We start from the raw sequence: 14,456 nt of genomic DNA, 5'->3' as shown, positions 1-14,456 counted from the left end.
CTTACTCGATGAAGCTGACCACACCACCTTCCAGCGACTTCACCCGGGCCAGCGACTCAACACGGTAGCCCTGGCTGTCCAGCTCGGCACGGCCGCCCTGGAACGACTTCTCGATCACGATACCCAGGCCAGCCACGGTGGCGCCGGCCTGTTTGATGATCGAGATCAGCGCCTGCGACGCCTTGCCGTTGGCCAGGAAGTCGTCGATCACCAGCACGCGGTCGCTGCTGTTGAGGTGGCGTGGCGAGATGGCCACGGTGTTCTCGGTCTGCTTGGTGAAGGAGTACACCGAGGCAGTCAGCAGGTTCTCGGTCAGGGTCAGCGACTGGTGCTTGCGCGCAAAGATCACCGGTACGCCCAGCTTCAGGCCAGTCATCACGGCCGGGGCAATGCCCGAGGCTTCGATGGTGACGATCTTGGTCACGCCGGCGTCGGCGAACAGGCGGGCGAACTCGTCACCGATCAGCTGCATCAGCGCCGGGTCGATCTGGTGGTTGAGAAACGCGTCGACTTTAAGAACCTGGTCGGAAAGCACGATGCCTTCTTCGCGAATCTTCTGATGCAGTGCTTCCACTTTGTTTTCCTCGATGTAGCAAAGGTCGCCGCAAATAGCGGCAAAGTTAAAGAGTAATGGTTGATCAGCGTTTGAGCATTGCCCGGATATCGGCCAGGGCGTTGTTGCCGCGTGCGGCCTTTACCTCGACCGGCGCATCGTCCAGGCCCTCCCAGGCCAGGTCGTCCGGAGGCAGTTCGTCAAGGAACCGGCTGGGCGTGCAGTCGATGACCTCACCGTACTGCTTGCGCTTGGCAGCGAAGGTGAAGGCCAGGGTCTGGCGCGCGCGGGTGATGCCCACGTAGGCCAGGCGGCGTTCCTCTTCGATGGTGTCGGCCTCGATGCTGGAGCGGTGCGGGAGGATTTCCTCTTCCATGCCCATGATGAACACGTACGGGAACTCCAGGCCCTTGGAGGCGTGCAGGGTCATCATCTGCACACCTTCGGCGTTTTCTTCCTCTTCCTGCTGGCGCTCGAGCATGTCGCGCAGCACCAGCTTGCCGATGGCATCCTCGATGGTCATGTCACCCTCTTCGTCCTTCTCAAGGGTGTTTTTCAGCGCTTCGACCAGGAACCAGACGTTGCTGATACGGAACTCCGCCGCTTTGTCGCTGGCGGTCTGCTGGCGGATCCAGTTCTCGTAGTCGATGTCGCGGATCATCTCGTGCAGCGCGGCGATCGGGTCTTCCAGGGCAACCTTTTGGCGTACCCCGTCCAGCCAGTGCTTGAAGCGCTGCAAACGCTCGGTGTAGCGGGCGTCCAGGTGCTCGCCAAGGCCCAGCTCTTCGCTGGCGGCGTACATCGAAATGCCCCGCTCGGTGGAATAGTTGCCAAGCTTTTCCAAGGTGGTGGAGCCGATTTCGCGACGCGGTACGTTGATCACCCGCAGGTAGGCGTTGTCATCATCCGGGTTCACCAGCAGGCGCAGGTAGGCCATCAGGTCCTTGACCTCCTGGCGGCCGAAGAAGCTGTTGCCGCCCGACAGGCGATATGGCACCTGGTGGTGCTGCAGCTTCAGTTCGATCAGCTTGGCCTGGTAGTTGCCACGGTAGAGGATGGCGAAGTCGCTATAGGGGCGGTTGGTGCACAGGTGCAGGGTGAGGATTTCCATGGCCACGCGTTCGGCCTCGGCTTCCTCGTTCTTGCAGCGGATGACGCGGATCTCGTCGCCCACGCCCATCTCGCTCCACAACTGCTTCTCGAACGCGTGCGGGTTGTTGGCGATCAGCACGTTGGCACAGCGCAGGATGCGGCTGGTGGAGCGGTAGTTCTGCTCGAGCATGACGATTTTCAAGGAAGGGTAGTCCTCCTTGAGCAGCATCAGGTTTTCGGGGCGCGCACCGCGCCAGGCGTAGATCGACTGGTCGTCGTCGCCCACCACGGTGAACTGGTTGCGCATGCCGATCAGCATTTTCACCAGCAGGTACTGGCTGGCGTTGGTGTCCTGGTATTCGTCCACCAGCAGGTAGCGCACCCGGTTCTGCCAGCGTTCGAGCACCTCGGGGTGCTCCTGGAACAGCTTGACCGGCTGCAGGATCAGGTCGTCGAAGTCCACCGCGTTGAACGCCTTGAGCGTGCGCTGGTAGTGGGTATAGACGATGGCGGCCGTCTGCTCGCGCGGGTTGCGCGCCTTTTCCAAAGCCTCGGGCGGCAGCACCAGGTCGTTCTTCCAGGCACCGATCATGTTCTTGATCTCGTCGATGCCGTCGTCGCCGGAGTACTCCTTCTGCATGATGTCCGACAGCAACGCCTTGATGTCGGACTCATCGAAGATCGAGAAGCCCGGCTTATAGCCAAGGCGTTCGTGCTCCTTGCGGATGATGTTCAGGCCCAGGTTATGGAAGGTACATACCGTCAGGCCACGGCCTTCCCCCGGACGCAGCAACGTAGCGACCCGCTCCTTCATCTCGCGTGCGGCCTTGTTGGTGAAGGTCATCGCCACGATGTACTGGGCACGGATGCCGCAGTTCTGGATGAGGTGGGCAATCTTGCGCGTGATCACGCTGGTCTTGCCCGAACCTGCACCGGCGAGCACCAAAAGAGGGCCGCCGACGTAGTCACGGGCTTCCTGCTGCCGGGGATTGAGTCGGGACATGCTAGAAACCGGGGGTCGCCAGAAAATAGCCGCGCATTCTAACAGGCATGGGGCGGTTGTGGCGCGACCGTCTGACGTCTGAGTCAGACTTTTGTCTGTCCCATTATTAGTGCGGCTAATGCTACTAGAGGAAAAAATCATATTTGCCGCTTCCCCTCGTTTCGAGCAGGATGCACGACAAAATACGTCGGAATGCTACGGTCGCAAATGCATGTATAAAAGTGAAAATCATTTTCATTAATGCAGTAGCATAATGGCTGATATCGTTGCACCGTGAAGTCCTAAGGAGCCCGCTTGTCCACGCCTGTCGAACCTTTGCGTTTGCTGCTGTTGGCTGATGAGCCGCAATGGGCCGCCTTGTTGCACGCATGCATGCCTGCCCTGAACGGCAGTGCAGTGCTGCTGACCGCGCCTGACTGGGACGCGGTGGATAGCCTGTTCAGCCATGATCGCCAGGCCGTGGTGCTGGCAACCCCAGCCCTGCAGCCGGCACCTGGGCGCTGCGAGCTACCGACCATCCTGCTGCTCGATCACGAGCCTGAGGTGGCGCCCGGCGCGGTCAGCGACTGGCTGGTACGCGACCAGCTCAATGCCGACGCCCTGCGCCGCTCGCTGCGCCATGTGCGCGAACGTGGAGTGCTGGTGGCCACCTTGCAGCGCCTGGCCGAACAGGACCCATTGACCGGCATCGCCAACCGCCAGGGCTTTCAGGCCTTGCTGACCGCGCGGCTGGCCGAAAACGATGGCCGTGGCATTGCCTTGGGCCACCTGGACCTGGACAACTTCCGCCACGTCAACGATGCGCTCGGCCACCAGAGCGGTGACCGCCTGATTCTGCAAGTGGTGGCGCGGCTGCAAAACCAGCTGGAGGCTGGCGACCAGCTGGCGCGCCTGGGCAGCGACGAGTTTGCCTTGCTGATCGACACCCGACGCGACGCCAACCGCGCCGAATGGATCGCCGAACGCATCATAGAGGCCTTGGCCGAACCCTACTGGATCGACGGCGAAAGCCTGCTGCTGGGGTGCAGCCTGGGCTTGGCCCATGCCCGCGCGCAGAGCGGCGCCGACCCGCTGATGTGGCATGCGCACATTGCCATGCGCCAGGCCAAGGGCAGCCAGGGCTGTACCTTCCATGTGTTCAACGAGCGCATCAATCGCAACGCCCGCAGCCTTGCCGACCTGGAAAGCGAACTGCGCCGCGCGCTGCGCCGTGACGAGCTGGAGCTGCACTATCAGCCGCGGCTCGACCTGGCCGATGGGCGCATCGTCGGCCTGGAGGCGCTGGTGCGCTGGCGCCATGCCGAACGCGGGCTGTTACCGCCCAGCGAGTTCGTGCCCCTGGCCGAGCAGAGCGGCCTGATCGTGCCGTTGGGCTACTGGGTCATCTCCCGCGCCTTGCGCGACATGCAGGCGCTGTGCGAGCGCGGTCTGGAGCCGTTGCACATGGCGGTAAACCTGAGTTTCCGTCAGTTCCAGGACAGCCAGCTGCTGGCCACCCTGAGTCGGCTGATCCTTGAGCATGGGGTGGACGCGCGCTGGCTGGAGTTCGAACTGACCGAAACGGCGGTGATGCGCCGCAACGAGCTGGTGCGCCAGACCATGGACGCCCTCGGCCGCCTGGGCGTGCGCTTCTCCCTAGACGATTTCGGCACCGGGTTTTCTTCGTTCGTGCACCTCAACAGCCTGCCGATCACCTTGCTCAAGGTGGACCGCAGCTTTGTTGCAGAAATGGAAATGCGCGAGGAGAACCGCAAGCTGGTGCACGCCATGATCAACCTGGCGCACAACCTCAACCTCGAGGTGGTGGCCGAAGGGGTGGAGAGTGAAGAGCAGCTGGCCTTGTTGCGCGGGTTTGGCTGTGACCAGGTGCAGGGCTTTTTGGTCAGCAAGCCGCTGCCGGTCGGGGAGCTGATCGATTTTTTGCTGAAGGTGCCTGGCCGTCAGCTGAATGTTGTCCCTTAGGGCCCTTTCGCGGGCACGCCCGCTTCCACAGGGACCACGCAATCCTGTGGGAGCGGGCGTGCCCGCGAAGAGGCCCCGAAGTCAGGCCGAAGCAGCAGCCTCTGCACGCGCTTGCGCCTTCCCCAATAACCGTTTCATTCGCCACTCAAAGCCAAATGTCAGCGCCACTGCCGCACATGCCAGGCCCAGCGCCAGCCCCCACCAGATCCCCACGGCGCCACCGCCCAGGGTAAAGGTGAACAACCAGGCGCTCGGCGCACCCACCAGCCAGTAGCACACCAGCCCGATCAGGAAGGTGGTCTTGGCATCTTTCAGCCCACGGATCGAACCCATGGCAATCGTCTGCATGCCGTCGAACAGTTCGAACCATGCCGCCACCATCAATAACTGCACAGCCACCCGGAAGATCGCGGCAAAGGCCGGATCATTGCGGTCGATAAACAGTCCTACCAGCGCTTCGGGCAGCAGCAGGAACAGTGCGGCGAAGGCAAACATGATCATTGCCCCAAAGCCGATGCCCACGCGCCCGGCGCTGCGCGCCGCCAGCAGGTTGCCAGCGCCGTAGTACAAGCCCACGCGCATCGTCACCGCATAGGACAAGCCCGTCGGCACCATGAACGCGGTGGACACGATCTGCAGGGCGATCTGGTGCGCCGCCAGTTCGGTGCTGCCCAGCACACCCATGCACAGCGCAGCGAAGGCGAACAGGCCCACTTCCACCATGTAGGTGCCGCCAATCGGCAAGCCCAGCCGCCACAGCTCGCGCAGGGCCGGCAGCGACGGGCGCGACAGGCCTTTGCGTAGCGGGTAGGCGGCATAGGCCGAATGCCAGCGGATGTACAGCGCCAGGGCGATGGCCATGCCCAGCGATACCACTGCGGTGACCAGGCCGATGCCCATCAGGCCCAGTTTTGGCAGGCCGAACATGCCTTCGATCAACGCCACGTTGAACAGGTAGTTGAGCACCGTGCCGACCACGCTGATCACCATCACCGGGGTCGAGCGGCCCAGCGCGCTGGTAAAGCCACGCAAGGCCATGAAGGTCAGGTAGCTGGGCAGCGCCAGTGGCAGCAGGGTGAGGAATTCGGCGGCCGAGGCAACGTTTTCGGGCTGTTGCCCGAACAGCAGCAGTACTGGCTCGAGGTTCCACAGGGCCAGCGCGGCGATCAGCGCCAGGCCCCAGGCCAGCCACACGCCGTTCTGTGCCAGGCGGGTGGCACCTTCGATGTCGTTGGCGCCCTTGCGGATCGCCACCAAGGTGCCGACCGCAGCGATCACGCCCAGGCAAAAGATCGACACGAACGAGTAGCTGGCCGCACCCAGGCCGCCACCGGCCAGTGCCTGTGGGCTGATACGGGCCATCATCAGGGTATCGGTCAGCACCATCAGCATATGCGCCAACTGCGAGGCGATCAGCGGCCCGGCCAGGCGCAGCAAAGCCTTGAGTTCTGTGGTGGGCGCGACATGCATGGGGGCGGTCCTTTCCTGGGAAAACAACAAAGGGCGATTCTGAGGCTTTGGTCAACTTTGTACAAAAGGATAAAAGCGATCATTGGCATGAGTCTGACTCATGTATATATGCTTATTGATGATTAGTTTCACAGCCCGGTATGGCAGGTGCCTCATGTCCCGACAGCTCCCTCCGTTGTATGCCCTGCGCGCATTCGAAGCTGCCGCGCGGCATTGCTCCTTCACCCGTGCCGGCGAAGAATTGTCGATTACCCAAAGTGCTGTCAGCCGGCATGTCCGCACGCTGGAAGAGCACTTTGCCTGTCGCCTGTTCGTGCGCAGCGGCCGCAGCCTGCAATTGACCGAAGCGGCGCGGGTGCTGTTGCCGGGGGTGCGCGAAGGCTTCGCGGCGCTGGAGCGGGCCTGCGATAATTTGCGCGGTGAAGATGACATCCTGCGCATGAAAGCCCCATCGACATTGACCATGCGCTGGTTGCTGGCGTGCCTGAGCCGGTTCCGGCACTTGCAACCGGGTAACGAAGTGCAGCTGACCAGCGCCTGGATGGACGTCGACCACGTGGACTTCAACCAGGAGCCATTCGATTGTGCGGTGCTGCTCAGTGATGGCGTGTTCCCGGCGGAGTGGGAGGTGCGCAAGCTGTTTCCAGAGTTGCTGATCCCGGTCGGCGCGCCCGACCTGCTCGACGAAGAACCCTGGGACGTGTGCCGGCTGGCCTCTATCGAACTGCTGCACCCCACGGTGGACAAGCGTGACTGGCGGGAATGGCTGGAGCGCATGGGGCTTGGCGACAAGGTTTCGCTCAAGGGCGGGCAGGTGTTCGACACCCTGGAGCTGGGCATGATTGCCGCAGCGCGGGGCTACGGGATTTCCATGGGTGATTTGCTGATGGTGGCCGAAGATGTGGCGCAGGGGCGGTTGAGCCTGCCTTGGCCGACAGCAGTGCCCAGTGGGATGGACTACTACCTGGTATGGCCGCGCACCCGGCCGGGTGGCGAGCGGTTGCGGCGCTTGAGTGACTTTCTGGCAGACGAGGTGGCGGCGATGGACCTACCGGATGTGGAAATCCTGCCGCCTCTCTGATCGCCTGTACCGGCCTCTTCGCGGGCTCGCCCGCGAAGAGGCCGAGACGGTTTTACATCGAGCCCAGGTTCAACGCTTGTGCGCAAGCCTGCAGCGAGCGGCGCTCGCTCTGCGCATACAGTGCCAGCTCATCCTGCACCGGCAGCCCCAGCGCGGCTTCGAATGCATCCCGGTTGGCATTGCTGCCGTACTCGGCCTGCGCATCGTCGCCCAGGTTGGACTGGAAGATCCCCGCTGCGCTCACCGGCAGGAAGTCCTCGTACACCAATGCCTCGAAATGCACATGGCCAGCATCGATCAGCCCCTGCAGGGTGGTTGGGCGGCCTTCCTGGTCACGCGCAGCCAGGCCTTTCTCGGTGGCAAAGTAGCGGAAGTACGCCAGGCCTTGTTCACGCATCTGCGCCAGGTCATCCGGGAACTCGGCAAAGGTATCTTTGAGCAAGGCCATGTAGCGCTCGGCATTGGCTTCGGCCGGTGCGCCACCCAGGGCGGCGCGGGTGGCGTCGAGCAGCTTGTCGTACAGCTGGCGACCTTTCGGCGTCAGGGCTGCACCGCGTTGCTCGATTTCGCCAAAGCGCGCGGTGTGGCTGCCTTCGCTCCCCTGCTGGTCGCTGAACGCGACCTTTTCCTGCAAGGCCTTGAAGCTGGTCTGGCGCAGCAGGATCGGGTGGCGGCGGGTGGGCGGGCCTTCGACCACGGCTTTCGGCGGGATGCCCTTGGCCGGCATGCCGAGCTGGATCGCATCGATGTCCAGGGTGCGTGGGGTCAAGTGGTTGATGTGCGGGCCCTTGAAGGCCACCACATCGGCAATCAGGCGGTGCTGGTCGTGCAGTTGCTGGTACTGCTCGGCGGTGACGGTGGCGTCATGGTGCCAGCGGAAGGTGTGTAGCGCTTCTTGCACGAACGCTTCGGCATCGGCTGCGTTCAGGCCGCCATCGCGCTCGCACTTGGCGATCAGTTCGAGGGCGCGGGGGGTGAAGATCTGGCGCTTGGCCAAGATGCTCTGTGCCAGCTCACGCAGCTGCGGGTTGTCGATCAGCTCCAGGCGCAGCAGCGAGGTGAACACACGGAACGGGCTGACGTGCAGCGACTGCTCGTGTACCGCGCGGAAGGCGGTGGAGTGCACCGGCACACCGGCGGAGCTGAGGTCGTAGTAGCCGACCGGCTGCATGCCCATGACGGCAAACAGGCGGGCGATGGTGGCCAGTTCTTCGGCGGTGCCGACGCGGATGGCGCCGTGGCGCTCGTGGTCCAGGCGCTCGATTTCGCCGGTCCAGCGCAGGGCCTGGGCAACCTCGGGTTGCTGGGCCATGACCTGCTGGTTGATTTCGCTCACCAGCTCCAGCAGCGTGCCGTACAACGGCACTTCCTGTTTGTACATGAGCGACATGGCGGCAGAGAACTGCGCGCGAATGCTGTCTGGGCTGACGAAATCGTGGGCGGGCATCGCTAGCTTCCTGGTTGGGTTCGGACGCTTACATGAAAGCTGGGAATGCACTTGGCTCACAAGCGAAAAAAAGTGAGTGTGTCATTCCTTTTTTGATCGACCTTCAGGGCCATTGGGGCTGCTTTGCAGCCCATTCGCGGCACAAGGCCGCTCCTACAGGGGACCGCGTGCTGTTTGTAGGCGTGGCCTTGTGCCGCGAATGGGCCGCAACGCTGCCCCGGCAATCTCAAGCCTGAAGTTGCTCCTGAATCCATTCCACCAGCGCCCGCACCTTGGGCACCTCCGCCGCATGCTCGGCATACGCCAGGTAATGCGCCCCGGCACTGCGCATCGCATGGTTCCACGGCACCACCAGGCTACCCTCGGCCAACTCCTTCGCCGCCAGGTAACGCGGCACCAACGCCACCCCGCACCCCGCCTGCGCCGCGCTCAAGGCCATATAGAACGTATCGAAGCGTGGCCCGTGGTAGGCGCTGACGCTTTGCAAACCCAGCTCCAGGAACCACTCATGCCAGGCCTCGGGCCGTGAGGTGCTTTGCAGCAGCACCAGGTCGGCCAGTTCTGCAGCATCGCCCAGCGTGCGCCCGGCCAGCAGCTCCGGCGCGCACACCGGCACCACCTCTTCGCGGAACAGCTCCACGCAGGTGGCACCAGGCCAGGTGCCCTGGCCATAGAAGAACACCACGTCTGCCGAGCCCTGCAGCAGGGCGAACGGCTCCATCTCGTTGCGGATGTCCAGGTGGATGTTGGTGTGGCGTTTGCCAAAACCCTTGAGGTGCGGGATCAACCAGCGCACGCCAAAACTCGGTTGAGTGGCTACTTTCAATATCTCGGTCTGCTCGCCGTAAGTGAGCACGTAGCGGCTGGACATGTCCACCTGGGTGAGGATCTTGTTGACCTCGGCCAGGTACAGGCTGCCGGCCGGGGTCAGTTGCAGGCGCCGGCGGATGCGCAGGAACAGGTGATGGCGCAGCATGTCTTCAAGTTGCGCTACCTGCTTGCTGACGGCGCTCTGGGTCAGGTGCAGTTCTTCGGCGGCACGGGTAAAGCTCAAATGACGGGCTGCAGCTTCAAAGCACTGCAGGGCGGTCATGGAAGGCACCAGGCGTTTGGACATAGTGGTCTCTGCGGCTCAAATCATTACCTGACGGAATGATATGCGGAATAAAGGTCGTTTGTTGTACCTATGTGATCGGATTAATACTGATCCACATCATTTTTCCACCCCATCACCCGATGTAGGAGAAACACAATGGTTGCTGGATTGCTCGAGCGCCTTGGCGTTGCCGCCGAGGCTTACACCCAGGGCGACTACCCTGTTCACACGCCGATCGACGGCAGCCAGATCGCCTCGGTGAAACTGCTTGGCAAGGCCGAGACCATCGCCCGCATCGATCAGGCCCAGAGCGCCTTCGAGGCCTGGCGCACTGTGCCAGCCCCGCGCCGTGGTGAACTGGTGCGCCTGTTTGGCGAAGTGCTGCGTGAGCACAAGGCCGACCTTGGCGAGCTGGTCTCGATCGAAGCCGGCAAGATCACCCAGGAAGGCCTGGGCGAAGTGCAGGAAATGATCGACATCTGCGACTTCGCCGTGGGCCTGTCGCGCCAGCTGTACGGCCTGACCATCGCCTCCGAGCGCCCGGGCCACCACATGCGTGAAACCTGGCACCCGCTGGGCGTGGTTGGCGTCATCAGCGCCTTCAACTTCCCGGTTGCCGTATGGGCCTGGAACACCGCCCTGGCCTTGGTGGCCGGTAACTCGGTGGTGTGGAAACCGTCTGAAAAGACCCCGCTGACTGCTCTGGCTTGCCAGGCGCTGTTCGACAAAGCCCTGAAAGCCTTCGGCGATGCCCCGGCTGGCCTGGCACAACTGGTGATCGGCGGCCGTGAAGCTGGCGAAGCCATGGTCGATGACCCGCGCGTACCGCTGGTCAGCGCCACCGGCAGCACCCGCATGGGGCGCGAAGTCGGCCCACGTGTAGCTGCCCGATTCGGCCGTAGCATCCTCGAGCTGGGTGGCAACAACGCCATGATCCTGGCGCCGAGCGCCGACCTGGACCTGGCCGTGCGGGGCATCCTGTTCTCGGCGGTGGGCACCGCCGGCCAGCGTTGCACCACCCTGCGCCGCCTGATCGTGCACCGCTCGATCAAGGACGAAGTGGTTGCCCGCGTCAAAGCCGCCTACGGCAAAGTGCGTATTGGCGACCCACGCAAAGACAACCTGGTGGGCCCGCTGATCGACAAGCTGTCGTTCGACGCCATGCAGGGTGCGCTGGCCAAGGCCCGCGACGAAGGTGGCCAGGTGTTTGGTGGCGAGCGTCAGCTGGCCGACCAGTACCCGAACGCCTACTACGTATCGCCTGCCATCGCCGAAATGCCGGCGCAGAGCGACGTGGTGCGCCACGAAACGTTCGCCCCGATTCTTTACGTGCTGGCTTACGACGACTTCGAAGAGGCCCTGCGCCTGAACAACGAAGTGCCACAAGGCCTGTCGTCGTGCATCTTCACGACCGACATCCGTGAGGCGGAGCGCTTCCAGAGTGCTTCGGGCAGCGACTGTGGTATCGCCAACGTCAACATCGGCACCAGCGGTGCCGAGATCGGCGGTGCGTTTGGTGGCGAGAAGGAAACCGGCGGTGGTCGTGAGTCGGGTTCGGATGCGTGGAAAGGCTACATGCGTCGCCAGACCAACACCGTGAACTACTCGCGCGAGCTGCCGCTGGCGCAGGGTATCGTGTTCGACTAATCCATGCTGCAAGGCCGGGGGCATAGCCCCCGGTTCGCGGGGCAAGCCCGCTCCCACAGGGATCGTGCAGGTGGCACTGATCATTGTGGGAGCGGGCTTGTCCCGCGAATGGGCGGCAGCGCCGCCCCAACGCTATAAGAACAACACTGCTGGAGCCGGGCCATGTCCGAACTGCGTCAACAATGCTTGTGGGAACACGTCAGCAAACCGACCGTTGCCGCCCAGGCCCTGGCCGGTGAGCACAAGGCTGATGTCTGCGTGATCGGCGGCGGCATTACCGGCCTGTCGGCGGCCATCCATCTGCTCGAACAGGGCAAGTCGGTGATCCTGCTGGAGGCCTGGAAGATTGGCCACGGTGGTTCCGGGCGCAACGTCGGCCTGGTCAACGCCGGCACCTGGATCCGCCCCGACGACGTCGAGGCCACCCTCGGCCAGAAGCAGGGCAGCCGCCTGAACAAGGTGCTCGGCGAAGCCCCTGGCGAAGTGTTCGCCATGATCGAGCGTCTGGGCATCGACTGTCAGGCCCAGCACAAAGGCACGCTGCACATGGCGCACAACGCCACCGGCATTGCCGACCTCGAAGCCCGCCACGAACAATGGCGCCGCCGCGGTGCCGACGTGGAGCTGCTGACCGGCGCCCAATGCCAGGAATACTGCGGTACCAACAAGATTTCCGCCGCGCTGCTCGACCGCCGCGCCGGCACCATCAACCCCATGGGTTACACCCAGGGCCTGGCGGCTGCCGTGGCGCGCCTGGGTGGCAAGCTGTTCCAGCAGTCTTCGGTTGAAGGCCTGGAGCGTGATGGCGATGGCTGGCGGGTGAAGACTGCGCGTGGCTCGGTGCGCGCCGACAAGGTTGTGATTTCCACGGGCGCCTACACCGAAGGCGACTGGAGCAACCTGCAAAAGCAGTTCTTCCGCGGTTACTACTATCAGGTGGCGTCCAAGCCGCTGCAGGGCGCCGCAGCCGATAAAGTGCTGCCACACGGCCAAGGCTCGTGGGACACCCGTACCGTGCTCAGCAGCATCCGCCGCGACGATCAGGGCCGCCTGCTGCTCGGCAGCCTGGGCCGGGTCGACAACAAGCCGTCGTGGTTTGTGCGCAGCTGGGCGGACCGTATCCAGAGCCACTACTACCCGGAGCTGGGCAAGGTCGAGTGGGAAATGCACTGGACCGGCTGTATCGACTTTACCCCCGACCACCTGATGCGCCTGTTCGAGCCTGCGCCGGGGTTGGTGGCGGTTACGGGTTACAACGGGCGGGGCAACACCACAGGTACCGTGATCGGCCGTGCCTTTGCCGAGTTTCTGCTCAAGGGTGACGCGGACAGCCTGCCGATTCCGTTCTCGCCCATGAGCGGCGTGAGTGCGCCTTCGCTGCGGACTGCGTTCTACGAATCCGGCTTCTCGCTGTACCACGCGGGGCAGTGCCTGAGGGTTGTGTTGTAAGTACTGGCCTCTTCGCGGGCACGCCCGCTCCCACAGGAATCGCGCAGATGCTGAGACCTGTGGGGTTCTTGTGGGAGCGGGCATGCCCGCGAAGAGGCCGGCGCAGGCTTACTTGTGCAGCCAGCTGAGGAAGCCGCCTTTCTTGATCAGGGCCGGCTTTTGCAGCAACAACGATTCCCGGCTCTGCCGCCGGAACCGCTGCAACTTGCTCAACGCCGTCTGCACTTCACCACGCTGCTGCAAACAGCTCTTCACCTGTTCCTTTTCGATGCGGTACAGCACGCAACTGGTCAGCGTGCGGAACTCGGCGAACGAGTCATCCTCATCAATGATGCCCTCGATTCCCAGCACCTCTCCCGGCCCCATGCGCCCGGCTTCGATCCGCTTGTCGCCCTCGCGCACCGACGCCGAAACCACACCGCTGCCAATCACCAGCAAATGCTCGGAAAGCTCGCCAACCCCCAGTATCACCTGGTCCGCCAGGTACTCCACCGCCGTCATGCGCTGGCTCAGCGCGTCGCGCTCCTCATCGCTTAGCGAGCGGAACACCCGCACTTCGTCCAGCACCTCGCGCTGGCGGCTGCGCGGCGGCAGGGCCAGGTCCACGTTCCACATCACCCCGCTGGCCTCCAGGTGCCGGTGGGCAAGGTCGAACAGCTGATTGCGTGCGTCGCCCTTGGTGCCCGCGTCGGCCACGAAGCCGCTGGCCTCGTACTCCACGGACTCCAGCGTCGAGGCCTTCACCGTCACCTTCGGCTTTGGGGTCGCAAGAATGGCACTGACGCCCTGCAGGGCCTTTTCCAGCGCATCGAATACCCGCTTGGGCCGCACCTTGGCCGGTACCACCACGCTGATCGACACCCCATGCACATCGGCCGGGCGGCTGTGGTTGAGCAGCCGCGCCTTGGCCGCGACCGAGTTGGGGATCACCGCCAGGCTGCCGCTGCCGGTCAGCAAGCGCGTGGCGCGCCAGTCGATGTCCAGCACCTTGCCTTCGGTACCGTCGATGGAGATTGAATCGCCAATCTGATAGGGCCGCGTGGTGTTCAGCACGATGCCGCTGAATACGTCGGCCAGGGTGCTCTGCAGCGCCAGACCGATGACGATGGCCATCACCCCGGACGTGGCCAGCAAGCCCTTCACCGGCAGCTGCATCACATAGCCCGCGGCAGCCACGACGGCGGCCAGAAAGATCAAAGCCCCCAGCACATCCTGCAGCAACCGGCCGCCATGGCTGCCACGGGCGACCAGCAGCTGGCCGAACACCACCGTGACCGTGCGCGCACCAAACAGCCACCAGCCGATGGCCAGTACCGTGGCCATGAGGTTGCGCGAGACATCGTCGGGCCAGGGTGGCGGTTGCAGCGGGCTCATGCCGGCAGCCACCAGCACCGAGCTGAATAGCAGGAATATCACCAGCCGCGTGCCAATGCGCCAGGCACGGCGCTGCATGGGGATGACTTGCCAGAGCATGAGGTCGAGCAAGATCAGGGCAGTACCGAGCAACAACGGGAAGGACTGGATGAACGCCAGCATGGTGGTCTCGGGGGTGAGGGTAGGGCTGTGGGTAGTAATAGAGCAGGTTGCTGCTGCAGGCAATGGGGCCTGCACCGGCCTCTTCGCGGGTAAACCCGCTCCCACAGGGGCTGCGCATGA

At 63.6% G+C, this 14,456-nt stretch carries 10 protein-coding genes; 4 read left to right on the top strand and 6 right to left on the bottom strand.

All coding sequences use genetic code 11. From position 1 onward, the window contains the following. Position 1: 1 nt before the first annotated feature. Positions 2–574 (bottom strand): xanthine phosphoribosyltransferase, encoded by a 573-nt coding sequence (locus tag CKW35_RS14765; RefSeq protein WP_003253535.1) that lies wholly within the window; start codon positions 572–574, stop codon positions 2–4. Between the two features lie 64 nt (positions 575–638). Next, positions 639–2,648, bottom strand: coding sequence for a DNA helicase Rep (gene rep / locus CKW35_RS14760; protein ID WP_095116228.1), 2,010 nt, complete (start codon positions 2,646–2,648; stop codon positions 639–641). A gap of 294 nt (positions 2,649–2,942) precedes the next feature. On the opposite strand from rep, the gene CKW35_RS14755 reads away from it, so the two are divergent. Next, positions 2,943–4,610, top strand: a complete 1,668-nt coding sequence (locus CKW35_RS14755) for a bifunctional diguanylate cyclase/phosphodiesterase (protein WP_095116227.1) — start codon at positions 2,943–2,945, stop codon at positions 4,608–4,610. 81 nt (positions 4,611–4,691) lie between these two features. On the opposite strand, the gene CKW35_RS14750 is transcribed toward CKW35_RS14755, so the two are convergent. Further along, on the bottom strand, positions 4,692–6,080 hold the full coding sequence (locus tag CKW35_RS14750) for a NorM family multidrug efflux MATE transporter (RefSeq protein ID WP_016489798.1): 1,389 nt from the start codon (positions 6,078–6,080) through the stop codon (positions 4,692–4,694). Between the two features lie 154 nt (positions 6,081–6,234). Between CKW35_RS14750 and CKW35_RS14745 the strand changes: the two genes are divergently transcribed. After that, positions 6,235–7,161 carry a LysR substrate-binding domain-containing protein gene (locus tag CKW35_RS14745; RefSeq protein WP_016489797.1) on the top strand — a complete coding sequence of 309 codons (927 nt, stop codon included), beginning with the start codon at positions 6,235–6,237 and terminating at the stop codon, positions 7,159–7,161. Between the two features lie 52 nt (positions 7,162–7,213). On the opposite strand, the gene CKW35_RS14740 is transcribed toward CKW35_RS14745, so the two are convergent. Together CKW35_RS14740 and CKW35_RS14735 are read right to left on the bottom strand one after the other, a co-directional pair. After that, positions 7,214–8,608, bottom strand: coding sequence for a VOC family protein (locus CKW35_RS14740; RefSeq protein WP_023047189.1), 1,395 nt, complete (start codon positions 8,606–8,608; stop codon positions 7,214–7,216). Positions 8,609–8,834: 226 nt separating this feature from the next. Then, positions 8,835–9,725 (bottom strand): LysR family transcriptional regulator, encoded by an 891-nt coding sequence (locus tag CKW35_RS14735; protein ID WP_016489795.1) that lies wholly within the window; start codon positions 9,723–9,725, stop codon positions 8,835–8,837. 135 nt (positions 9,726–9,860) lie between these two features. On the opposite strand from CKW35_RS14735, the gene CKW35_RS14730 reads away from it, so the two are divergent. Beyond that, complete coding sequence (locus CKW35_RS14730) at positions 9,861–11,351, top strand: aldehyde dehydrogenase family protein (RefSeq protein ID WP_016489794.1); 1,491 nt, start codon at positions 9,861–9,863, stop codon at positions 11,349–11,351. Positions 11,352–11,513: 162 nt separating this feature from the next. Then, a complete protein-coding gene (locus tag CKW35_RS14725; RefSeq protein WP_023047191.1) occupies positions 11,514–12,800 on the top strand; it encodes an FAD-binding oxidoreductase in 1,287 nt (428 codons plus the stop codon). Positions 12,801–12,908: 108 nt separating this feature from the next. Here CKW35_RS14725 and CKW35_RS14720 read toward each other — a convergent pair whose 3' ends face one another. Then, on the bottom strand, positions 12,909–14,336 hold the full coding sequence (locus CKW35_RS14720; protein WP_016489792.1) for a mechanosensitive ion channel family protein: 1,428 nt from the start codon (positions 14,334–14,336) through the stop codon (positions 12,909–12,911). Positions 14,337–14,456: the final 120 nt, after the last annotated feature.

The organism is Pseudomonas sp. Irchel 3F3 (assembly GCF_900187545.1).
Classification (GTDB): Bacteria; Pseudomonadota; Gammaproteobacteria; order Pseudomonadales; family Pseudomonadaceae; genus Aquipseudomonas; species Aquipseudomonas fortuita.
Note: the sequence above shows the minus strand (reverse complement) of the source record. Positions and strands in the feature narration are given on the sequence as shown.